This is a genomic window from Mucilaginibacter sp. UYNi724 (genome assembly GCF_054057495.1).
The window spans coordinates 531,535-553,241 of sequence record NZ_JBSRZI010000001.1 but is presented as its reverse complement, the minus strand read 5'-3'; the positions used below and the strand labels follow the sequence as shown (position 1 = coordinate 553,241).

21 protein-coding genes are annotated in these 21,707 nt (G+C 43.5%); 7 read left to right on the top strand and 14 right to left on the bottom strand.

Annotation, left to right across the window (positions count from 1 at the left end; genetic code table 11):
• Window positions 1–15: 15 nt before the first annotated feature.
• Window positions 16–1,947, bottom strand: coding sequence for a YfbK domain-containing protein (locus ACVW0P_RS02395; protein ID WP_457130659.1), 1,932 nt, complete (start codon window positions 1,945–1,947; stop codon window positions 16–18).
• 84 nt (window positions 1,948–2,031) lie between these two features.
• Here ACVW0P_RS02395 and ACVW0P_RS02390 point away from each other — a divergent pair, with 84 nt between their 5' ends.
• Both ACVW0P_RS02390 and ACVW0P_RS02385 read left to right on the top strand, forming a co-directional pair.
• On the top strand, window positions 2,032–2,604 hold the full coding sequence (locus tag ACVW0P_RS02390; protein ID WP_457130658.1) for an RNA polymerase sigma factor: 573 nt from the start codon (window positions 2,032–2,034) through the stop codon (window positions 2,602–2,604).
• Window positions 2,582–3,889 carry an anti-sigma factor family protein gene (locus tag ACVW0P_RS02385; RefSeq protein ID WP_457130657.1) on the top strand — a complete coding sequence of 436 codons (1,308 nt, stop codon included), beginning with the start codon at window positions 2,582–2,584 and terminating at the stop codon, window positions 3,887–3,889. The genes ACVW0P_RS02390 and ACVW0P_RS02385 overlap by 23 nt, the downstream gene beginning before the upstream one ends.
• Before the next feature lie 142 nt (window positions 3,890–4,031).
• On the opposite strand, the gene ACVW0P_RS02380 is transcribed toward ACVW0P_RS02385, so the two are convergent.
• From ACVW0P_RS02380 to ACVW0P_RS02335, 10 genes are all read right to left on the bottom strand, one after another.
• Window positions 4,032–4,754 carry a DUF4197 domain-containing protein gene (locus tag ACVW0P_RS02380; RefSeq protein ID WP_457130656.1) on the bottom strand — a complete coding sequence of 241 codons (723 nt, stop codon included), beginning with the start codon at window positions 4,752–4,754 and terminating at the stop codon, window positions 4,032–4,034.
• Window positions 4,755–4,793: 39 nt separating this feature from the next.
• On the bottom strand, window positions 4,794–5,801 hold the full coding sequence (locus tag ACVW0P_RS02375; protein ID WP_354427646.1) for an inorganic phosphate transporter: 1,008 nt from the start codon (window positions 5,799–5,801) through the stop codon (window positions 4,794–4,796).
• A gap of 21 nt (window positions 5,802–5,822) precedes the next feature.
• Window positions 5,823–6,473, bottom strand: coding sequence for a DUF47 domain-containing protein (locus ACVW0P_RS02370; protein ID WP_354427648.1), 651 nt, complete (start codon window positions 6,471–6,473; stop codon window positions 5,823–5,825).
• A 50-nt stretch (window positions 6,474–6,523) separates the two neighbouring features.
• Complete coding sequence (locus tag ACVW0P_RS02365) at window positions 6,524–7,588, bottom strand: sensor histidine kinase (RefSeq protein ID WP_354427649.1); 1,065 nt, start codon at window positions 7,586–7,588, stop codon at window positions 6,524–6,526.
• 49 nt (window positions 7,589–7,637) lie between these two features.
• The gene (locus tag ACVW0P_RS02360) at window positions 7,638–8,165 is read right to left on the bottom strand and encodes a YceI family protein (RefSeq protein WP_457130655.1); all 528 of its coding nucleotides are present in this window, start codon (window positions 8,163–8,165) and stop codon (window positions 7,638–7,640) included.
• A 65-nt stretch (window positions 8,166–8,230) separates the two neighbouring features.
• Entirely contained in the window at window positions 8,231–9,541 is a 1,311-nt protein-coding gene (locus ACVW0P_RS02355) for a carbohydrate porin (protein WP_457130654.1), read from the bottom strand.
• Window positions 9,542–9,569: 28 nt separating this feature from the next.
• Window positions 9,570–10,214: an HD domain-containing protein gene (locus ACVW0P_RS02350; protein ID WP_457130653.1), complete on the bottom strand. Its 645-nt coding sequence runs from the start codon at window positions 10,212–10,214 to the stop codon at window positions 9,570–9,572.
• A 63-nt stretch (window positions 10,215–10,277) separates the two neighbouring features.
• Window positions 10,278–10,517, bottom strand: coding sequence for a helix-turn-helix domain-containing protein (locus ACVW0P_RS02345; protein ID WP_457130652.1), 240 nt, complete (start codon window positions 10,515–10,517; stop codon window positions 10,278–10,280).
• A gap of 173 nt (window positions 10,518–10,690) precedes the next feature.
• On the bottom strand, window positions 10,691–11,182 hold the full coding sequence (locus ACVW0P_RS02340; RefSeq protein WP_457130651.1) for a hypothetical protein: 492 nt from the start codon (window positions 11,180–11,182) through the stop codon (window positions 10,691–10,693).
• A complete protein-coding gene (locus tag ACVW0P_RS02335) occupies window positions 11,179–12,354 on the bottom strand; it encodes a THUMP domain-containing class I SAM-dependent RNA methyltransferase (RefSeq protein WP_457130650.1) in 1,176 nt (391 codons plus the stop codon). Before ACVW0P_RS02335 ends, ACVW0P_RS02340 begins: the two co-directional genes overlap by 4 nt.
• Window positions 12,355–12,438: 84 nt before the next feature.
• Here ACVW0P_RS02335 and ACVW0P_RS02330 point away from each other — a divergent pair, with 84 nt between their 5' ends.
• On the top strand, window positions 12,439–12,801 hold the full coding sequence (locus ACVW0P_RS02330; protein ID WP_354427685.1) for a DUF3127 domain-containing protein: 363 nt from the start codon (window positions 12,439–12,441) through the stop codon (window positions 12,799–12,801).
• A gap of 137 nt (window positions 12,802–12,938) precedes the next feature.
• Here the strand turns inward: ACVW0P_RS02330 and ACVW0P_RS02325 are convergent, their stop codons facing one another.
• On the bottom strand, window positions 12,939–13,820 hold the full coding sequence (locus ACVW0P_RS02325; protein ID WP_457130649.1) for a T9SS type A sorting domain-containing protein: 882 nt from the start codon (window positions 13,818–13,820) through the stop codon (window positions 12,939–12,941).
• A gap of 137 nt (window positions 13,821–13,957) precedes the next feature.
• Here ACVW0P_RS02325 and ACVW0P_RS02320 point away from each other — a divergent pair, with 137 nt between their 5' ends.
• The 3 genes from ACVW0P_RS02320 to ACVW0P_RS02310 all read left to right on the top strand — a co-directional run bounded on the left by ACVW0P_RS02320 (window position 13,958) and on the right by ACVW0P_RS02310 (window position 18,313).
• Entirely contained in the window at window positions 13,958–15,787 is a 1,830-nt protein-coding gene (locus ACVW0P_RS02320; RefSeq protein ID WP_457130648.1) for a sensor histidine kinase, read from the top strand.
• A 9-nt stretch (window positions 15,788–15,796) separates the two neighbouring features.
• Window positions 15,797–16,489 carry a response regulator transcription factor gene (locus ACVW0P_RS02315; protein ID WP_457130647.1) on the top strand — a complete coding sequence of 231 codons (693 nt, stop codon included), beginning with the start codon at window positions 15,797–15,799 and terminating at the stop codon, window positions 16,487–16,489.
• Window positions 16,490–16,738: 249 nt separating this feature from the next.
• On the top strand, window positions 16,739–18,313 hold the full coding sequence (locus tag ACVW0P_RS02310) for a M28 family metallopeptidase (protein ID WP_457130646.1): 1,575 nt from the start codon (window positions 16,739–16,741) through the stop codon (window positions 18,311–18,313).
• A 63-nt stretch (window positions 18,314–18,376) separates the two neighbouring features.
• Here ACVW0P_RS02310 and ACVW0P_RS02305 read toward each other — a convergent pair whose 3' ends face one another.
• Together ACVW0P_RS02305 and dxs are read right to left on the bottom strand one after the other, a co-directional pair.
• Complete coding sequence (locus tag ACVW0P_RS02305; RefSeq protein ID WP_457130645.1) at window positions 18,377–18,718, bottom strand: hypothetical protein; 342 nt, start codon at window positions 18,716–18,718, stop codon at window positions 18,377–18,379.
• 71 nt (window positions 18,719–18,789) lie between these two features.
• Entirely contained in the window at window positions 18,790–20,721 is a 1,932-nt protein-coding gene (gene dxs / locus ACVW0P_RS02300; protein WP_457130644.1) for a 1-deoxy-D-xylulose-5-phosphate synthase, read from the bottom strand.
• A 135-nt stretch (window positions 20,722–20,856) separates the two neighbouring features.
• Here dxs and ACVW0P_RS02295 point away from each other — a divergent pair, with 135 nt between their 5' ends.
• Window positions 20,857–21,603, top strand: a complete 747-nt coding sequence (locus ACVW0P_RS02295) for a segregation and condensation protein A (RefSeq protein ID WP_457130643.1) — start codon at window positions 20,857–20,859, stop codon at window positions 21,601–21,603.
• Window positions 21,604–21,707: the final 104 nt, after the last annotated feature.

Here is a 21,707-nt window from a genome sequence, read left to right as displayed (position 1 = left end):
GACTGGCATACTTACCTATTCCTCCTCAACTTTAGCCAAAGCAGATGATTTACTCAGCAGTTTTGCGCTTTCTGCGAGGCGGATAAACTCGGCGCGGTAACCTTCGTGGTCGTCGCCTTTGCCGGCGCGGGCTGCGGCAATAGCGTGATCAAAGCTTGCTTTTTGTTTAAATTTAGATTCGCGAAGCAACATGCCAATCTCAGCCACGGCAGATGCAAATTTGAAATCGGCAGTAGTGGCGGCAAATTCAATCGGCTTATCGTAAACTACGGCCTTGCTCAATTTACTTACCGATGATACCGGTTCTTTGTAACGGAACTTAATAGTCATCATCTCTGCCGATGGGTTCAGGTCAACTTTACTTTCTTTTACCTTTTGGTATTTTAAAGGGTCTACACTTACCATGTAGTCGTCTTTTATTCCGGCAGGTACTATCTCGTAAAACGCGGTAACGGTGTGGCCGCTTCCCATATCGCCCGCGTCTTTTTTATCGTCGTTAAAATCCTCTTTGTTTAACAGGCGGTTCTCGTAACCCAGCAGGCGATAGGCTTGTACTTTGGCAGGGTTAAACTCTATCTGCAGCTTCACATCTTTGGCAACGGTAAATAACGTGCCGCCAAACTCGCTCACCAGGGTTTTGCGGGCCTCGGTAATGTTATCTATGTAAGCATAATTACCATTGCCTTTATCTGCAAGGGTTTCCATTTTGCTGTCTTTATAATTACCCATCCCGTAACCTAATACAGAAAGAAAGATACCGCTTTCGCGTTCTTTTTCGATCAGTTTTTCCATATCATCGTCGCTTGATGCACCAACGTTAAAATCGCCGTCGGTAGCTAAGATGATGCGGTTGTTACCTTTCTTCATCAGGTTTTCGGCAGCTATTTTATAGGCAAGCTTTATGCCCGCGCCACCCGCGGTAGAGCCGCCCGCACTTAAATTATCAATGGCATTTTTGATGGTTTCTTTTTTATCGCCGCTGGTTGATGGCAGTACCACACCTGCCGCACCTGCGTAAACAACCAAAGCAACTTTATCTTGCGGGCGCAATTGGTCTGCCAGCATTTTTAATGACGATTGTACCAACGGCAGTTTGTTCTCGCTGTTCATCGACCCGGAAACATCTATCAGGAAAACCAGATTAGATGCAGGTAAATTATTGTTGGCTATGGTTTTGGCCTTTAAGCCGATGCGCAACAAGCGGTGTTTGGTGTTCCACGGTGCCGATGAAATTTCGGTATGGATAGCAACCGGGCCACCATCTGTAGGGCCCGCCGTATTGTAGTTAAAATAGTTTATCATTTCTTCAACGCGTACCGCATCGGATGGCGGCAGTTGGCCGTTGTTTATAAATCGCCTGACGTTACTGTACGACGCGGCATCCACATCAACAGAGAAAGTAGACAGCGGGGTTGATGAAGCATTGGTAAAAGTATTTTCGATTGTGCCTTTGTAGCTTTCGTCGTTTTCTATTGGGGCCGGAGCCATGTAGCCGTAAGATTTTTTATCAAAAGATTTATTACCCCTTAATTTAACGCCAACGGCGGAGCCGGGAGATTCTTGCGCCATAATTTGGGCAACACTGCCAGATACATCTTTTCGCTTTTGAACGCCATAGCCCATTACTACAACTTCGTTAAGCGAGTTTGAGGATCCCTTTAGTACTACGTCTACCTGGCTTTTACTGCCAACGGCGATTTCCTGCTTTTCAAATCCTATGAACGCAAATGACAAAGTCACCTTACCCTCGGGTACGCTTAGCGAATACTGCCCCGCCGTATTAGTCTGTGTGCCGATACTGCTCCCTTTTAGCAGTATGCTTACGCCGGGCAAGGGTAGTTTGTCGCCGGCAGCGGTAACTGTTCCGGTAATAATACGGTTGGCTGCAGCGCTTTCAAAACCGGTAAAGGCGGCAAACAGCATCATCAGTAATAATAGCTTTTTCATATTTTTTATGTTTTATGGGTAGGATGCAGGATATTTAAGATTTCCATAAATGGCTAAAAAAAATTATTTTTGCACCCCTCTTGAATGAAGTTTTTTACCAGACCAGTTAAACCAGAAGATACCGCAGACGATAGGCTATTGCAAAGCTACCGGGACAGCCGCGACTTAAAAGTTTTGGGCCGCCTGTATGAGCGTTATATGCCGCTGATTTATGGTGTGGGTTTAAAATATTTAAAAGACGAAGAACAGGCGCAAGATGCTGTGATGGCCATTTTTGAGGAACTGGCACAAAAGGTACATCAGCACGAAATAAAGCAATTTAGGGCGTGGTTATATGTGCTTAGCCGCAACCATTGCCTGATGCAATTACGCAGCGGTAAAAAAATAGAGACCGTAGCTTTAGATGAGTTTATGGAATTTACCCCGGTTTTGCATCCTGATACTGATAACCGTGAAGAGGCCATGCAAGCTTTGGAGCGATGTTTGGGTAAACTAACGCCGGCACAACAACAAAGCGTTAAGTTATTTTACCTTGACGAGAAGTGTTATAAAGAAGTAGCCGATGAAACAGGATTTACCATGAACGAGGTAAAAAGCTACATACAAAACGGAAAGCGCAATCTTAAAATTTGCCTTGAAAAGAACAGTGAAGAATAAACAGGCCGACATACAGCAAATACAGAAGTACCTTAACGGGGAGCTTGATGCCCGCGCCATGCATAAACTGGAACGCCGCGCACAGGACGATCCGTTTTTAATGGAAGCGCTGGAAGGGTACGGCGCGATAAAGGCAGATCAACGTAATAATATCACGGGCCTACAGCAACGATTAGAAGCCCGTACAGCAACCAAAGTGATGCGCATGACACCTTGGATGGTTACAGCAATTGCTGCCGGTGTAATAGGTTTTGCCGTGGTGATAGGGCTGCTTTACAACAATGACAGTAGCGATAAGCAGATACCACAGATAGCCATGAACCAACCGGCAAAAGCTACCCCTACAGATACAGCGCCTGTTATTATAGATAAGCAGGCAGAGCAGGTGATAACCTCTCGGCAAAAACAAACTATAGCATCCAATAATATATCGCCAAACATTAATAAAAAAGTTTTCGCGGATAAGAATGCCAAAACCACGGTTACTATGAATGGGACCGCCCCTGTACAACAAGATATATTAAAGGAAGTGCCAACTATAAGCCCGTTAGAAGAAATGGTAGGCTCGGATATTGTTGCTGGTAAAAAACAAGACACACTTTTGGGTGGCGGATTTTTCGCTATCAATAAAACTGCTACAGCACCAACCGTACTTACGAGTAAGGCCGAAGGGGCAAGCATGACCACACGGCCGGGCAAAGCCGCAGATAATAATCCATCGGCACTGGCAAGCGCCGGGCTGCCGCCAAATTTAATGGCGGGCGCGGTTATAGATAAAAAAGACGCTTTGCCTTTGCCTGATGCCGCCGGCAGGACTTCCGCTAAACCCGCCTCTGCAACAGAAGGCAACGCTTATGGCTACACCAGCCCTAACGCTAAAAAAGATGCCGGCCTTTTGGCAAATAATACTTCAATCGGCACCAAAAGCTTCAGAGGCAGAGATAGCGCCACAGATCAATTTAAAAATAGCTCCGCGTTAAATGAGGTTGTCATCGCGAATAATAATTATGATAAAAATGCTAAGGCCCGCCCTTTAGCCGGTTGGGATAACTATAAAAAATACTTGCAGCAAGGTGCCGTTAATCTGGATGGGAAAGAGGGCGCAGTAGAATTAAAAGCCACCATAAATCCTAATGGTACAGTTACTGCCATCACGGTAAACAAAAGCCTAAGCACAACCGCTGATGCAAAAGCTATCAGCCTGATTCAAAACGGTCCTGCCTGGATAGGTAATGCATCCGGCAAAGCCGAGGATGTGCGGGTTAAGGTGGTGTTTCATAAGTAGAAAGTCCACTCTGAAAAATCCCGTTAGTACGATGTGGGAAGCAATCTCTTAAGCACTATTCTGCAATGACGCGTTAATAAATGGAAACAAAAACGGCGACAGGTGTTAAACCTATCGCCGTTTTCTTTATCAAGATATTCTATTACTTTTTATTTTTATCGTAGTAACCAAATACCTTTTGGAGTAATGGTGTAGTACGTGCACCAAGGTTTTGGCGGATGTTTAGTTCTTCCTGTGCAATTTTTACAAACAGGCCTTCAATAGCGCGTTGGGTAACGTAATCGCTGATGTCCGGATTCACTTTGCTTACAAACGGTACTTTGTTGTAAGCATTTGCAGCATCAGTATAATATTTTGTAGCGCCTACTTTGTTTAAGCTGGTTTCAATAACCGGTTTAAAGCCGGCGGCAAGTGCCATGGTGGTAGTACGTTTAAAATATTGGGTAGCGGCATCCTTGTTTCCTAAAAGGATATTGGTTACATCAGTTAGGGTCATTTGCTTAATGGCGTTAACAAATATTGGCTTTGCTTTGCCGGCGGCATCTTCTGCGGCTCGGTTAAGGGATAGGATAACATTATCTGCTAATTTGCCCAGCCCAATACTGCGCAGGGTTTTCTCCACCTTTTGTGCCTCGGGCGGGAAAAGTATTTTTATGGCAGCGTTACCAAAAAAACCATTAGCGGCAGATAACTGGTCCGAGCTTTTGCCGGTGCCTATTTCCAGGGCTTGTTTAAGGCCGTTGTTAATTTCGAGATTAGTTGGGTTGCCAAGCTGGCTTACTGTGGTTTGTGCAACCTGGTTAAGCGTATCGCAACTGGAAAATAAAGTGAACAGGAGCGGGATAAGGATAAGCGTTTTTTTCATGCGAAAAGGTAAGCAAATTTACTGCCAGTAATGCAGCAATTATATATGCCTAACCAACATGAACATAAGGCCCGCAATAAGCGCCGAAATAGGGATGGTGATTATCCATGCCCAAACAAGGTTTACGGTAACGCCCCAGCGCACAGCCGAAACACGCTTTGTTAAACCCACCCCAATGATTGAACCGGTAATGGTGTGTGTTGTAGATACGGGGATAGCAAAATGCTCCGTAATGAACAAGGTTACCGCACCTGCAGTTTCTGCAGCTACACCCTCTAAAGGCGTTATCTTGGTTATTTTAGAGCCCATTGTTTTAACGATCTTCCAACCGCCAGACATGGTGCCTAACGATATGGCCGTGTAACAAGCCAGCGGGATCCACTCGGGCATTGGTGCGCCACTGCCAATAACTTTGGCAGCAACCAAACTCACATATAAAATACCCATTACCTTTTGCGCGTCATTAGTACCATGTGCAAAGCTTAATGCCGCTGCCGATACTAATTGAAGCCTCTTAAACCAACGCTCTGCAACAACAGGCTTAGCCTTTTTACAGATGTGTAATATTAGGATGGTGATAAAATATGCAATGAATAAACCAATAAACGGGGCCAGTACAATGTAGGCCACAATGGTTAAAATGTAATGCGAGTTGATAGCATCAAACGCGTGCTTGCCCATAAACAGGGCATTGGTAATACCCGCGCCTGCAAAACCGCCAATAAGCGTATGCGATGAGCTGGATGGGATGCCAAACCACCAGGTGGTAAGGTTCCAGGTAATGGCTGCAATAAGGCCGGCAAGTACCACGTGCAGGGTAATAAAGTTTTCGTTCACCGTTTTGGCAACCGTATTGGCTACTTTGTGGTCTTTTATAAAAAAGTAAGCGGCAAAGTTAAATATCGCTGCAAGCAACACGGCCTGGAAAGGCGTTAGCACCTTAGTAGATACTACGGTAGCTATAGAGTTGGCCGCGTCATGAAAACCATTGGTGTAATCAAAAATAAGCGCCAGGGCAATTACAGCAACAAGTAGGGTAGTAACCATTTAAAATGATATAAAATTAGCTTAGGCGTTTTTAATTAGTATAGATTCCATTACGTTAGCAGCGTCTTCGCACATATCTGTAGCGGTTTCAAGCGCGGCTAAGATCTCTTTGTATTTAATAAGGCGTATAGCATCTGTTTCGTAAAGGAAAAGATCGGCAACGGCACGGTCAAATACGTAATCGGCTTGGTTTTCAACGCTGTTTATACGGATACATGAATCTGCAATAGCACGTACGTTACGTAAGTCCTTAAGCTCGCGCACTGCTTTTTCAAGATCGGTGCCTGCTTGCAGGATCAGTTCAGATAACTTGCGGATGTGCTCGTTAAAATCGTCTATTTTGTAAAGCAGCATGCGGTTGGCAGCGCCATGGATATAATCGGCAATGTCATCAATAGCGGTTGCTAAAGAGTGGATGTCCTCACGATCAAACGGGGTGATAAAGTTTTTACCAAGTTCAAGATATATCTGGTGAGTAAGTTCGTCGCCTTTATTCTCAAGCTTGTCTATCTGCCTGAAAAGTTCTTCGCGGGTTGCAGGGTTAACCGAGTTAACGGCTTCAACCAAAATGGTTGCCATGCTTACAACATTGCTTGCAGCTTGCTCAAAAAGCGGGAAGAATGTTTTTTTATCCTTTGGTACAAAATACTGGAATATACTGTTAAGTGACATCTTGTTTCGTAAAATTTTGATAAAGGTACGGTTGCAATGTTAAGTTAATGTTAACTTTTTAACACTGGTATATTCGGGAAAGGCAGGATCTGTTTGGCAATTTGAAGGGTGAAGCCAAATGTAGACCCCATGCCCTCGGTACTGCGTACGTTAATGGTTTGCTGGTGCGCTTCCATAATGTGTTTAACAATGGCAAGGCCCAGTCCCGAGCCCCCAATTTGCCTGGAACGACTGGTATCTGTACGGTAAAAACGTTCAAATAAGCGTGGTAAGAACTTTTCTTCAATGCCTATACCATCATCGGTAACCTCTACCAATACCTGCTCGTGCAGGGTAAAAGTACTTACCGCTGTGTTGCCACCTTCTTTACCATATTTAAAAGAATTATCTATCAGGTTAACTAAAACCTGGCGTATTTTTTCGCGGTCGGCATTCACAAATATGCCGTCGTCGTATTTTTGTTTAAACGTTAATTTAATATTGTGCTGCTTGCTCTTCAGTTCCAACGATTCGAATACTTCTTTGATCAGGTCGTTAATTTTGAATTTGCTATAATTGATAGGGATCTCACCCGATTCCAGCTTCGAGATCTCATCCAGATCATTGATGAGGTAGCTTAACCTGTCAACATTTTTTGATGCCTTGGCCAGGAATTGTTTAGCTAACTCTTTATCTTCCAGTTCGTCGTCCTGCAATGCCTCAATATACCCCTGTATTGCAAAAAGCGGTGTTTTAAACTCGTGCGAGATATTTGAAAGGAAATCCCTGCGGAATTTTTCCTGCTTTTTAAGGTCGTCTATTTCGCTCTTTTTTAGCCTGGCCCACTCTTTTACTTCTTGCTCAACATCATTTATAGGGTCGGCGCTCACGTGTTCGCCAAGAGCATCGCGCAGGTCGCGGCCAAGTTTAAGGTTATGGATCAGCTTGTAGATCAGCTTAATTTTTGAATAGATATATTTTTCTATCAGGTAGTAAAAAACAATGTAGCTGGTGATAAAAGTAACCAGGAAGGTTACCATAACATCGTACCATTTATGCTGAAAGTAGTAGTTTACTGCCGATAAGGTGATGGCAACGGCGGCAGCGTTAATTAAAATGAGAACGCGCAATTTCATAGTATAAAGTTACTACAAAACCGCGCTTTGCAATGTTATTATATCGTTATTATTTTGAAGCTTCGGCCTCAAAATTAACGGTAACATCGTCGCTCATGGTCATGCTGTTGCCGCCGATCTTAAAATCTTTACGGTTTATTTTAAAGCTGCCTTTAAACAAGTTGCCGGTAGATGATGTGGCATAAGTAAATGGTACCTCAACCGCTTTTGTCACGCCCTTAATAGTGAGGTTGAACAAACCTGTAAAATTGCTGCCGCTTGCTGTCTTAAACCATACAGATGACAGACTCATTTTTGGATATTTGGCTACGTCAAAGTAATTGTCGCGTTTAAGGTGCTCATCGCGCATATCATTGTCTGTGTTAATGGTGTTAACATCGGCAATAGCTTCAATTTTGCTGGTCGCTAACTTAGTAGGGTCGAAAGCGATGTTGCCCTGCACGCCGCCAATTATACCACCGGTTTTAATCCCCAGGTTCTTTAACTCGAAAGAGATCTTAGCTTTGGTGATGTTGTTTTGTGCAAACGCACTTGTACTTATGACAAAGAATGCTATAACGGCTATAATATTTTTCATGTCGCAATATGACGGTTTTAAACCGCCCGGGTTTAATGATGTTGAACTTTTACTTTTTGCAGATGTTAAAATTGCACATGCGCCCTTACAGATAGCACGTTTACCGGTCCGCGATCTTTATTATAAGCCGGGTTGGCAACAAACTGATAATCGGGAGAGATCCATAATTTATGCTGATAAGCGTTTATCTTGTAGTAAACCTCTGCTATCAACTCGGGCGAGTAGTTCAACTGCCCATCGCCAATAATAAAGCCGTAACCGCCTGCAGCCAAATAAGCCTGGTGATCTTTTGAGATGCCGTTACCTACAAAGGCCAGGCCGAGCTCATCATCCTTACGGCTCCACCTGTTGCCTTTTAGCACAGCGCCAAGGCTTATCGAGCGGTCAATTTCGGTAAAGGCCCATGTTTCGGTTTTGCCATCGTTGTAGCTGGCTTTTGCAAACACGCCGAAATCATCGCTCAGGTACTGATCGGCATTAACAGCGAAACCGTATTTGTGGCGGCCGTAGGCCTGTGTAGCGTCAACATCCGGCGCGGCAGGGTTTTGGTTAATGGCATCGCGGTAAACGCCCATCATCCCATTATTACGGAAGCCTAATAACCTTAACGTGCCTTTATGCCCGTTTAAGGTATAGCGCCTTTCGTATTCTAAAGTTTGCGTATTGGCGTGGCTCAAATGCTCATCCCAGGTCGCTCCGTTGGCGGTGGTAGTAGTCATGGTGAAACCGAAGCGCAAGTTCCAGTTGGGCTGGCCCAGGTCTGCAACGGCACCAATTACATAGCCACGGGTGTTTGCAGGATAATCCCAGGCGGCGTTATCCATTAAACTCCAGTTCATGAATTGCGAACGGGCATCGTGGCTAAACTCATTACCGTCAAAAAAATCTGCCATGCCAAATTTACCGGCAGTGATTTTCAGGTAACGCTTACTGCGCATGCCGGCCAGTTGGTTTACGTCATCTTCTATGTATTCCTTCTCATCGCCGAAGTTAAAATACTGGCTTAGGTAAAGGCGGGCCAGGTAAATCTTAGGTTCAGCCGCGCCAACCCTAAAAGTTTCTCCATTTGGGAAACCTGCAATACCCAGCGTTTTGCTCAGGCCGGATCCGCCACTTAATTCAGGATTTAAATAAGCCTCTGCACCTTTCCATAAACGCGCGCCGCCAAAAAGGGTACTGGTTAATGATGTTTGCGTTTCGCCAAACGGGCTTAAACTATTTTGGCCCGTATAGGATGCCGAAAACTGCGGTTTGTACTGCATAATAACCGTTTGCTGAAAATGCAAGTTAAAGCGTTGGTTTTTGGTGGTATCCTGCGCGGCAGACAATTTTGCTGCAATTACAAGTATGGTTAAAAAAAGTAAAGGTTTTTTCATGTTGATGAAGCGTTAAAGGGATTTTGGTTTATTGTACTTCGCTATAAAATTGCTCCAAAAAGCTTCCCATAAAATTATGGCGCTGCAGGGCCATTTGTTTGCCCGTTTCGGTGTTCATTTTATCTTTTAGTAAAAGTAATTTTTCGTAAAAGTGGTTAATGGTAGGGGCTTTTGTGTTTTTGTATTCCTCCTTACTCATGTTAAGGTTTGGTTTGATATTGGGGTTGTAGATCTCCCTGTCCTTAAAACCGCCGTAACTAAAAGCGCGGGCAATGCCAATAGCACCTATAGCATCCAGCCTGTCGGCATCTTGTACAACGGCAAGTTCTTTTGAGTGGAAAGTAGTTTTATTAAAGCTTGCCTTGAACGACATGTGCCTGATAATCTGCTGCACATGCTCAACAATAGCGGCATCAACATCAATACTGTTTAAGAATTTACCGGCAGTTGCGGGGCCGATCTCTTCATCGCCATTGTGGAATTTGCTGTCGGCAATATCATGTAGCAGCGCGGCAAGTTCAACAGTAAGGAGGTCGCAATCTTCTGTCAGGGCTATAAGTTTAGCGTTGGTATAAACACGTTGTATGTGCCACCAATCGTGCCCGCCTTCGGCATCTTTTAAGGTATCCTGAACGAAGTTTATTGTTTTTTGAATAATGGCGGGGTGGTTCATATCTGCAGATTGGGTGTGCAAATATAACAGGATACTAAATTAGTTTTAGTGTTTTTTGGCGATTCAGGCGGCTTCTGCTTCCGACGTACTTATCAGTTCCATCAGGTCGGTATCTAATATCTCAGCTACCTGAAATAGGCGCTCAACAGTGATCTTGGTATAACCCAGCTCTATTTTACTGTAAGCGTTTTGAGAGATGTTTAATTTTGCCGCTAAATATTCTTGTGTGTAGTTCAACTCTTCGCGTTTGTTGCGAATGTTTGTCGCAACTGCTTTTACCTTAAAGTTCAGCATTTTACTCATTTTGTTTAATTAGGATATCATCTTAATAAACGAAATTGGTGTGGCAACGGATTTCAAAAAATAATTTTAAAAGTTTTTTTATCGGCATACAGGTAAATAGCGGTGCCAAAAGCAGAAGCAAACAAAAAAAGCGGGCATAAGCTGCTTTTTTTGTTCTTTTAAAGATAGTATGACTATTGTATATCGTACTTAACTACAACTGTAGGGAGTAAAGTTGCCGAGTTAAGCGGTATTTGGTCGTTAGCTACAATTGGGCGGCGGTTCTTATAAAAATCGAACGCGGCTTTTTGCATCTCGGCGGCGGCGGTTGCCGGGTTATTAAAGTTAATAGAAAACGGGATAATAAAATCGTGAAATTTCTCCTTGTTTGGGATGATCCACTTTTTGGTAGATTTTTTTAACGCCGCAATTACCGGCAGGGTTAGCAGGTAATCATCAGCATAATAAATAACCATCTTTTGAATATTGCCATTTACATCCGCAGTAAATTTTATAACTGCTACGCCGGCTGCCTTCTTTGCAATTATCTCCGGGCCAACTATTAGGCTATCCTTAAAAAATTTGTTCATGATAGGGGCGCCGCCCTGGAAAGGGAAGGCCAGGTCTTCTTGCGCGTGAGCGTAAAAAGATGTTAATACAAGTGCTAATATGATCAGTTTTTTCATTCTGTTTCTTTTGGTTCGCGTTTGCTGCCTTCGTAAAGCTCATATTCAAATAAGCGGCAGTCTAATTTTCCATTATAAAATTCTATACGGCGTGCAGCCTTTAAACCAATCTTTTTAGCAAGATCGGGGTTGCCGGTAAAAACGTAACCGCGGTAGCCAAGGGCTTTCTTTTTTAAGAAATCGCCCATGCGTTTATACGTTATTTCCAGTTTGCTGTGTACCCCTAAACGTTCGCCATACTCGGGGTTAAACATAATAACACCGCCACCTTCAGGTACTTCAGTATCCTCAAAATCACAAACGTAAAATTCTATTAAATGTTCTACACCGGCGGTATTTGCGTTCTTACGGGCGATATCTATGGCATCCTCAGATATATCGGTGGCGATTATCTTAAAGTCGACCGCCTTTTTGGCTTTATCTTTTAATTTACGGCGCTCTACAAAAAACTCCTGCTCATCATAACCCATCAGGTGCATAAAACCATAGTTCATGCGGAATAGGCCGGGATGCTTATCAGTAGCCAATAAAGCCGCCTCGATAGCCAGAGTGCCCGATCCACACATGGGATTAATGAACGTGCTGTTCCTGTCCCAATTGGTTGCCATAATGGTTGATGTAGCCAAAGCTTCCAGCATTGGGGCTTTGCCCGGTATTTTACGGTAGCTGTGTTTTGCCAAAGTTTCGCCTGATGTATCCAGGTAAATATCGGCCTTGTCGTCCTGCCAGTAAAGGCTTACAACGGTTTTATTATTATCGGCACCGGAGTTTGGGCGGATGCCTTTTTTATCTTTTATCCTGTCAACAATGGCATCTTTTACCTTTACATTGGCAAATAACGGGGTAAGAATGTGCTCGTTATTAACGTTAGAGGTTACCGAAAAGAAGCCTGAAAAATCTATGTATTCTTCCCATTCAATCTGCACAAGTTCGTCATACAGTTGTTTTGGGTCGGCAGCGTTAAAGCTTTTCAACAGGTATAAAACCTGGCTCGCGCAACGCAGGTTAAGGTTTAGCGCAATGGTATCTGTTACGGTACCAACCAGCTCAACGCCGGTTTGCCAAACGCGTGTTGGTTTAAAGCCTAACGCTTCAACCTCTTGCTGCAAATAAGGCGACAGCCTTTTGTTACAGGTAATAATGATCTTACTCTCAGTGTGGAAAACTTGCATAATTATTTTGCGAATTTATGAATTAAATACGCCGCTATTTAATTTCATACTATTAACTTTACATTTTAAATTATTTTCTGATTTATGGAAGTTAAAGGTAAGGTATATGAAGTGTCGGCAACCCAGCAGGTTACCGAATCATTAAAAAAGAGAGAATTGATACTTGAGTACGTCGAGAACCCACAATACCCCGAGTATTTGAAGTTTGAAGCTATCCAGGATCGTTGCAATTTATTAGACAATGTGAAGGTTGGCGACGATGTAGAGGTGTTTTTTAACCTGAAAGGCCGCCCATGGACTGATAAGACAGGTAAAAAAACATACTTTAACTCGTTACAGCTTTGGAAAGTTAATGCTTTAAGCGCGGCCGGCGCGGCTTCAACCCCGGAATATGCAGCCCCTGCTGATATCAGCTCGGCACCGGATGATGACGATCTACCGTTTTAATACAATTCGCAGTTATTAGTTTGCAGTAGGCAGGCTGATATAAAATATAAAAGCCCTTCTAAATATTTAGAAGGGCTTTTTGTTGTGGAATCGTTTTTTAGTTTAAATAGTGCAAACTGCTCAACCAATAACTGCAACTACTCTTTAACTATCTTCTTTAGTGCAACATTAGTGGCTTGTTTCACTTGTAAATAATAAACGCCGTTTAATGGTAAGTTTATTTTTTTGCTGAAGCTGCCTGTGGTGGTTTTATCGGCCCATAAAACTTTGCCTTCTGTATCGGTAAATTTCACTTCGGCAGCAATTTTGGCCGGCAGGTTAAACGACTGGCTGGTTTTACCTGTAGAAAACTCTGGTGCGATATTAAGGTCGTTAATAGAAAGCTCGGCCTTATCTACACCCGTAATGCGTTTTAACTTTTCTTTAGACGGATCTGACACCCGGAAACTAATGTTAGTGCTGATGCCGTCATTATCGGTATTACTATAATTGAAATTCTGCGAGTTGCGGCTGGTAAATTCAAATGCCTGTTTATGTTTAGGCATATCAAAACTAAACGTTCTTGTGCCCATCTGCGGCAAGTCCTTATTAAAACAATAGGTAAAGGCCTGCACGCTATCGGCACCCTTTAACTTCCTCAGGCGTATCTTTAAATCCTTATGGCTGCTGTCAAAATCAGCTATGCGTGGTTCGTCGCCGGTTATGCTTCTTTCAATTACAATATCATCTTTACCACCACCGGTTATCCGCTTCCTGATAACCACCTTAGTATTTGCGCGACCGGAATTGCCCTGGGTTACGGGCGTTGGCGGCAGGCCACTCATGGCGTCGAGCGCGTCTTTGCGCTCGGCGGTGGTTAGTTTTTTTATGTTTTTGCCGTTAACGGTGGTATCGCCATTAACAATTTGGATCTCGATGTTTTTTTGAGATTGTGCCAAAACTAAAGGTGGCAAACCAAGTATGGCTATCAGTGCAACCGAAAATATAAATTCAAATCCGGGTTTAAATAACTTTTTCATTTTTTGTGGTGATTTAAGTTAAGACTCGCAAATTTAGGAAACTGTTACAAATCAACAGATTAAAACTTGAAAGCTAATGTGTTAAAAATTGTTAAAAGCAATCGTTCTCACTTAATTTAAAATATTTTTGTGATTGCATGAAAAGAAGAAGCATAGGGCTTATCATTGGTTTAATGGGGACAGCACTCTTAGGGGTGGTAGTAATGCAATTGTATTTTTTGCGCCAATCGTACCAGATGCAGTCCGAGCTTTTTAACCGCTCGGTTAACGAGGCTTTAAACAACGTGGTATCAAAAGTTACCAAGCAGGATGCCCTAAACTTCCTGAACGCCAAAACAACCCCCGCCAAACAAATTATAACACTAAGGCGCACCGGCGTGCTCAACACAAAAAGCGAAATAAGCATCAACGGCAGTAAAAGCATTATTGGGGATGTGCTGGTGCTAAAGAAAAAGCAAACCAAGCGCGAGCGCAAGCTGGCGATGCTGCGAGATAGCCTGAAACGGATGATCCTTCACAAAAAGATGGATGATGATATTGCCGGGCTGATACAGCAGGGCACGCTAAACCTTCGCATTCGGATAGAACAATATACTGATGAGTTTGGCGAAGTGCATGGCCGCTTTATCCCCGAGATAGTAAAAAGTGCCCCACGGCCTTTTAAGCAGAAGTTGCATAAATACGATACGCTTAAATACACTTATGTAGACCCGCAATTTGGCCCGCAGATAATATCGGTGCCAAACCTTAACCCCGAGTGGCTGCGCGAGCAGGAGCGCTTGCAAAAAGAGCGGCAGTTTAAGCAAGTAAAACACATGCTGGAGACAGATTCGTTAGAAAACACTACGCCTAACTCTAAAAAGCCTAATGTAATTGAAAACCTTGCCGAAGAATACCGCAAAAGTGATGAACCGCTGGATAAACGATTAAATAATTTCTGGATAGATTCGCTACTGCGGTTCGAGCTGCATAACCGTGGCATCTCCCTGCCTTTTAGCTATGAGGTAAGTACCGCCAATAGTGATTCGCTCATTTTTAGCAGCGCCATGGATACTAAAGGCATTAAGCCCGAGTTTATTGCTGCCAATACTTTCGAAAAAGCTATTTTTAGCAATGAGCTTATAAATGACCCTGGTAAGATCAAAATTTCTTTCCCGCAAAAAAACTCCTTTATATTAGGTAACATGACGGCTGCCATGGGCACTACAGGGGGCTTGATCTTTGTATTGATATTTTGCTTTGGCTATACCATTTTCTCTATACTGCGCCAAAAGAAGATCGCGGAGATGAAAATAGATTTCATCAACAACATGACGCACGAGTTTAAAACCCCGGTATCAACCATTATGATAGCCAGCGAGGCTTTAAAGGATAACGAAATAGCCCAGGATAAAACGCGAGTTGCCCGCCTGGCCAATGTGATTTATGAAGAGAACGTACGACTTGGTAGTCACATAGAGCGTGTACTAAATATTGCCCGCATAGAACGAAACGACTTTAAGCTGGATAAAAAACCGCTTGACGTAAACGAAATGATAACCATTGTGCTTGACAGCATGGCGCTAAAGATCCAAAAGTGCAATGCCAATATCGAACTTAACCTTGAGGCCGAGCGCTCCGTTATTATCGCCGACGAGCTACATTTTAGCAACGTAATGTTCAATTTGATAGATAACGCTATTAAATATAGCAACGACGCACCTGATATTGCCATCAGCACGTTAAATAGGAACGGGCATGTGTTGATACGCGTTGCAGATAAAGGCATTGGCATGAACCGCGACCAGCAGGCCAAGATATTTGAACAGTTTTACCGCATACCAACCGGCAACCTGCACGATGTTAAAGGCTTTGGCCTGGGCCTAAGCTACGTAAATACCATTGTAAAACGCCTGGATGGAACCATCGGTGTTAGATCTGAAAGAGAAAAAGGGTCGGAGTTTGAATTGAAATTTCCTGTTGCATAACCACCTATCATGAAAAAAATATTACTTGTTGAAGACGACCCGAACCTTGGCTTGCTATTGCAGGATTATCTTGCCTTAAAAGGTAAGTTTGATGTGGTGTTATGTAAAGATGGTGAAGAAGGCCTGCGCGCTTTCACCAAGCAAAATTTCGATCTGCTGATACTTGATGTGATGATGCCCAAAAAAGATGGGTTTACGTTGGGGAAGGAGATCCGTAAGATAAACGCTCACGTGCCCATCATCTTCGCTACGGCGAAGGCCATGATAGAGGATAAAACAATGGCCTTTAACCTGGGCGGGGATGATTATATTACCAAGCCCTTCCGTATCGAAGAATTATTGCTTCGTATAAATGCCCTGCTGAAACGTACCGATATCCACGAAAAAAAAGGTAATGAGAACCCATCGCAGTTTAAACTTGGCAGCTACAATTTTGACTATACTTCGCAGATCATCACCCGCGATAACGTACTGCAAAAGCTATCAACCAAAGAAGCCGAACTGCTGCGTTTGCTGTGTATAAAAAAGAATGAAGTGCTTACCCGTGAAGAAGCCCTGCTGAACATCTGGCATGATGATAACTATTTTAACGGTCGCAGTATGGATGTTTTCCTAAGCAAGATCCGCAAGTATCTTAAAGATGACCCTACGGTAGAAATTATCAACGTGCATGGCAGGGGATATAAACTGCTGATCAATTAATAAGACTGGTCAAGTATTCACACTTGTTTTATAAAGAATTTAAGCGTAAAATTCCTGGGTTTTCGGTATCAAATTTGAGCCTTGTTTTCTCGTTTCACGTGGCTACCACGGTATGGCTCATCGCAGCATGATTAAATCTCTCGACAATTCAAGTCAAAACTAATTATTGCTTGTAACAACTTTGTTAAATCTATCCGTAAAAAATTACAGGCCAAATAGATAAGTTTGCTAAAACTAACTGACTCTTATATGAAATTAAAATTACTCTACACTTGTATGGCTATTACAGGTTTAGCAGGAACTGCATTTGCGCAGGAGACTGTTGACCAGGCCGCAACCCAAAAAATTCGTGAAGAAGGCATGAACCATTCAAAGGTAATGGAAACCGCTTTCTATTTAACCGATGTTTCGGGCCCGCGTTTGGCTGGTTCACCAGGTTTGAAACGTGCGCAGGATTGGGCTGTTAACCAGCTAAAAACCTGGGGTATGGTAAACTCTAAATTAGAGCCATGGGGCAAATTTGGTAAAGGTTGGGAGGTTCAAAAAAACTATGCCGCTATTACGGTTCCTTATTACCACGCAATTATTGCAATTCCTAAAGCATGGACACCGGGTACAAACGGCCCTATTAAAGGTGACGTTGTTTTGGTGAAAGCTGATACCACTACCGATCTTGATAAATACAAAGGCAAGCTTGCCGGTAAAATTGTAATTTTTGATAGCCAGGCAAAATTAACGCCGGGTACTAAAGCGGATCTTTCCCGTTACACCGACGAAGAGCTTGACAAAATGGCTACCGCTACGATGGCACCTGCAGGTGGCCCGCGCCGCCAGTTTGATCCAAACAGCCCGCAAATGCTTGCCCGCCGTAAAATGATAGCCATGCGTGGGGCTATCTCTAAATTTTTGCTTGACGAAAAAGTAGGATTGATATTAGCGCAAGGCCGTGGTAATTATGGTACTACTTTTACAACCAACGGCGCTTCGTACGCTGATACCGCTAAAGCTGTTGCCCCTGAGTTAGAAACCAGCGGCGAAGATTACCTGCGCATTTTGCGTTTGGTTAAAGCTGGTCAAAAGGTAACCATGGAAGCCGACATCAAAACAGAATTTTTTACTGCCGATATGCAAGGCTACAACGTAGTTGCCGAAATACCGGGTACGGATAAAAAACTTAAAGACCAGGTGATAATGATAGGCGGCCACTTAGATTCATGGCATGGTGCAACCGGTGCAACCGATAATGCTGCCGGCAGCGCGGTGATGATGGAGGCTATGAGGATCTTAAAAGCTATTGGCTTTAAACCGAAACGCACTATCCGTATTGGGCTTTGGAGCAGCGAAGAACAAGGTTTGTTTGGCTCTCGTGGTTACGTAGCCGCGCATTTTGGCGATGTTAAAACAATGACCTTAAAACCAGAGCATGCTAAATTGGATGCTTACTACAACCTGGATAATGGTACCGGAAAAATTCGTGGTATTTACTTGCAGGGCGATAGCGCGGCAGGGCCAATATTTAAAGAATGGTTAGCGCCGTTTAAGGATCTCGGTGCTACTACAGTAACTGTAAGCAACACAGGTGGTACAGATCACCAATCGTTTGATGCGGTTGGTTTGCCGGGCTTCCAGTTTATACAGGATGGTATGGATTACAACACCCGTACCCACCACAGCAACCAGGATACTTATGATCGCCTGAGCGAAGATGATTTGAAACAAGCGGCTACCATCGTAGCATCATTTGTGTACAACACATCAGAACGTAAAGACATGATCCCGCGTAAAGCATTACCAACCCCTCCGCCTGCTGCACCAGCAAGGTAATTGGTTATCAAACTATAAAAAGCCGCTTGAGTTATCAAGCGGCTTTTTAATTAAGTTAAAAGCTCAATTCTTTTTAATTGAAATATTATAGGGTATTTCTAAACTGCCAAATAGGTTTTTATCAAATAAGATATTTGCGTTACCCTGATTATCAATTATTGTATCACCTTTGCAAACAACTTTTATTTGAGAGAAAGGGATTTTGTTGTCAAGCCCATTAATTACGCTTCCAATAAAAAAAACTTCATGAGGTGCAAGTTTGTAAATGTTGAAACCATCCGAGGTAGTCGAAACCTTTTCTTTTTCTGAACGAAACTTGAAGTTTTCTTTTAGTAAAATATCTAATGTATCAGAAGTTGTATTCGTTACACTAATTGGTGTGAAACGCGATCTCCCAAAATACATCCGGTGACAGAAAAAACACAAATGATACAAAGTAAAACGATTGTCTGTCTTTTCACAAGTATCGCCATGTTTTACGACGCTATAATATGCGTGTTATCCCTTTTAATAGCGTGTTTTTTAACCTTGTCGGCAATGCCTGCGGCATCGTAGCCACATTCTGCCCAAAGTTCGGGTTGTTCGCCGTGCTCAATAACAAGGTCGGGGATGCCTAAACGGGTTACTTGTACATGGTAATTGTTATCGGCCATAAATTCTAATATGGCGGTACCCATACCACCTTCAACGCAACCATCTTCAACGGTTACTATGTGGTTGTATTTTTTGAACACCTGGTGCAATAGCGCCTCGTCTAAAGGTTTCACAAAACGTAAGTCGTAATGGGCAGGGTAATATCCTTCCGCGTTCAGTGTGGCAGTTGCTTTAACGGCTTCGTTACCTATAGCGCCAAAACTAAGTATGGCAACCTCTTCACCATCGCATATCATACGGCCCTTGCCAACGGGGATAGCTTTTAACGGGCGTTGCCAGTCTACCATCACTCCATTGCCACGGGGGTAACGGATCACGAACGGACCCATGTTTTCCAATTGTGCGGTGTACATCAGGTTACGCAGCTCTTCCTCGTTCATCGGGGCAGATACCGTCATGTTAGGGATGCAGCGCATAAAGGCAATATCGTAGGCACCATGGTGCGTGCCACCATCGGCACCGGCAAAACCGGCGCGGTCAAGGCAAAATACTACGTTTAATTTTTGCAGGGCAACATCATGTATCACCTGGTCATATGCGCGTTGCATAAAGCTGGAATAGATGTTACAAAAAGGCACAAGCCCCTGTGTAGCCAAACCGGCACTAAATGTAACAGCGTGCTGCTCGGCAATACCTACGTCAAAGGCGCGGTTAGGCATTGCCTTCATCATCAGGTTTAACGAACAGCCTGATGGCATGGCCGGGGTAATACCCATAATTTTAGGGTTAGCCTCGGCCAATTCAATTATCGTATGGCCAAACACGTCCTGATACTTAGGCGGCTGTGGCTTATCGTATTTTGTCTTTTTTATTTCGCCGGTTATCTTGTCGAATAAACCGGGGGCGTGCCACTTGGTCTGGTCCTTTTCGGCCAGTGCGTAGCCTTTACCTTTTACAGTAACGCAATGCAATAGCTTAGGGCCGGGGATGTCGCGCAGGTCCTGCAGCAACTTTACCAAGTGTTTTACATCGTGACCATCAACCGGGCCAAAATAGCGGAATTTGAGCGCCTCGAAAAAGTTGCTGCGTTTAAGCAACGTGCCTTTTATGCTTTTCTCTATCTTCTTGGCTATCTTGAAAGCATCCGGGCCCATCGATGAAATTTTGGTAAGCACGGTGGCTATATCATCACGGAAACGATTATATGGTTTTGATGTGGTAATATCGGTAAGGTATTCTTTAAGCGCGCCCACATTCGGGTCAATCGACATGTTGTTGTCGTTTAATATCACCAGGATATTAGAGTTTTCGATCCCCGCGTGGTTAAGCGCTTCAAAAGCAAGGCCGGCTGTCATGGCACCGTCGCCAATAACGGCAACGTGCTGGCGGTCGGTTTCGCCTTTGTATTGCGAAGCAACTGCCATACCCAGTGCTGCGGATATCGAAGTAGATGAGTGGCCAACGCCAAAGGTGTCAAAAATGCTCTCGCTGCGTTTTGGGAAACCGCTTATGCCTTTGTAAACACGGTTGGTGTGGAAATTTTCACGGCGGCCTGTCAGGATCTTGTGGCCGTAGGCTTGATGCCCAACATCCCAAACCAGTTGGTCGTAAGGGGTGTTTAGTACGTACTGTAGGGCTACGGTAAGCTCTACAGTACCAAGGCTGGCGGCAAAATGGCCACCATTTACCGATACTACATCAATAATATATTGGCGCAGCTCGTTACACACCTGTTCCAGTTCGTCCTCTTTAAACTCCTTTAAATCAGATGGATAGTTGATGCGTTTTAAAAATTCACCGGCGGGTACCTGCATGTATGATATTCACTCTATAATAACTTACAAAGTAAGCTATTTAATTACTAATAATCGGAATATATTAAAGGTGATTTATGTTTTGAATTTAAAATTTATAATTGAGATAATTATAAATAGCTGTATTTTTGACACATGACCGAAGATGGGTTCTCCATAAAGTTATCGCAGTTTGAAGGCCCTTTTGATCTTTTGCTGTTTTTTATCGAGCGCGACGAGCTTGATATCCACGATATCCCCATCGCCAAAATTACCAACGATTTCCTGCATTACATTCACCAGATGACGGTGCTTAACATGGAACTGGCAAGCGAATTTATTTTTGTTGCCGCCACCCTGATGCGCATCAAAGCCAAAATGTTGCTGCCGCGATACAACACCGGCGAGGAAGAGAACGAGATGGACACCAAAGAGGGGCTGATCCGTAAGCTGATCGAGTATAAAAAATTCAAGGTGCTTTGTGAAGAGATCCGTCCTTACGAAGACGAACGTTTTAAACAGGAGAAACGAGGCAATATTAAACTCGACCTGGAGCAAGTAGAAAAAGTGGTTGTGCCTGGTGAAGAATTGTCCGAACTTAACCTATATAAGCTGATGGTAGTTTATAACCGCATGATGCGCCAATACATAACCCGCACCGAAGAGGTACACCATACCGTGGTGCAATACCCTTACACTATCGAGAAGCAGAAGGAAGCCATCAACAACCTGCTGCGCATCAACAAAAAGATGGATTTTAAGAACATTGCCGGCAACAGCGAGAACAAAGTGCACTTTGTATATAATTTTTTAGCCGTGCTGGAGATGCTTCAGCAAGAAATGATAGATATAACCATTGGGTTAGGATATAATAACTTTTGGATAAGCCCGAGAGAGATATGAGAATTTAGACATGAGATTTGAGATGGATTTTGGTAAAGTAAGAATTTGTAAACCTGATCGCATTTTTTTTCATCTCAAATCTCAAATCTCACGTCTCATATCTA

Coding starts and splice junctions, on each gene's coding strand:
- ACVW0P_RS02295 (WP_457130643.1), top strand. CDS start 20,857: ATGACCGAAGATGGGTTCTCCATAAAGTTATCGCAGTTTGAAGGCCCT.
- ACVW0P_RS02375 (WP_354427646.1), bottom strand. CDS start 5,801: ATGGTTACTACCCTACTTGTTGCTGTAATTGCCCTGGCGCTTATTTTT.
- ACVW0P_RS02370 (WP_354427648.1), bottom strand. CDS start 6,473: ATGTCACTTAACAGTATATTCCAGTATTTTGTACCAAAGGATAAAAAA.
- ACVW0P_RS02325 (WP_457130649.1), bottom strand. CDS start 13,820: ATGAAAAAGTTATTTAAACCCGGATTTGAATTTATATTTTCGGTTGCA.
- ACVW0P_RS02335 (WP_457130650.1), bottom strand. CDS start 12,354: ATGCAAGTTTTCCACACTGAGAGTAAGATCATTATTACCTGTAACAAA.
- ACVW0P_RS02345 (WP_457130652.1), bottom strand. CDS start 10,517: ATGAGTAAAATGCTGAACTTTAAGGTAAAAGCAGTTGCGACAAACATT.
- ACVW0P_RS02365 (WP_354427649.1), bottom strand. CDS start 7,588: ATGAAATTGCGCGTTCTCATTTTAATTAACGCTGCCGCCGTTGCCATC.
- ACVW0P_RS02320 (WP_457130648.1), top strand. CDS start 13,958: ATGAAAAGAAGAAGCATAGGGCTTATCATTGGTTTAATGGGGACAGCA.
- dxs (WP_457130644.1), bottom strand. CDS start 20,721: ATGCAGGTACCCGCCGGTGAATTTTTAAAACGCATCAACTATCCATCT.
- ACVW0P_RS02330 (WP_354427685.1), top strand. CDS start 12,439: ATGGAAGTTAAAGGTAAGGTATATGAAGTGTCGGCAACCCAGCAGGTT.
- ACVW0P_RS02310 (WP_457130646.1), top strand. CDS start 16,739: ATGAAATTAAAATTACTCTACACTTGTATGGCTATTACAGGTTTAGCA.
- ACVW0P_RS02390 (WP_457130658.1), top strand. CDS start 2,032: ATGAAGTTTTTTACCAGACCAGTTAAACCAGAAGATACCGCAGACGAT.
- ACVW0P_RS02340 (WP_457130651.1), bottom strand. CDS start 11,182: ATGAAAAAACTGATCATATTAGCACTTGTATTAACATCTTTTTACGCT.
- ACVW0P_RS02355 (WP_457130654.1), bottom strand. CDS start 9,541: ATGAAAAAACCTTTACTTTTTTTAACCATACTTGTAATTGCAGCAAAA.
- ACVW0P_RS02305 (WP_457130645.1), bottom strand. CDS start 18,718: ATGTATTTTGGGAGATCGCGTTTCACACCAATTAGTGTAACGAATACA.
- ACVW0P_RS02360 (WP_457130655.1), bottom strand. CDS start 8,165: ATGAAAAATATTATAGCCGTTATAGCATTCTTTGTCATAAGTACAAGT.
- ACVW0P_RS02350 (WP_457130653.1), bottom strand. CDS start 10,214: ATGAACCACCCCGCCATTATTCAAAAAACAATAAACTTCGTTCAGGAT.
- ACVW0P_RS02395 (WP_457130659.1), bottom strand. CDS start 1,947: ATGAAAAAGCTATTATTACTGATGATGCTGTTTGCCGCCTTTACCGGT.
- ACVW0P_RS02315 (WP_457130647.1), top strand. CDS start 15,797: ATGAAAAAAATATTACTTGTTGAAGACGACCCGAACCTTGGCTTGCTA.
- ACVW0P_RS02380 (WP_457130656.1), bottom strand. CDS start 4,754: ATGAAAAAAACGCTTATCCTTATCCCGCTCCTGTTCACTTTATTTTCC.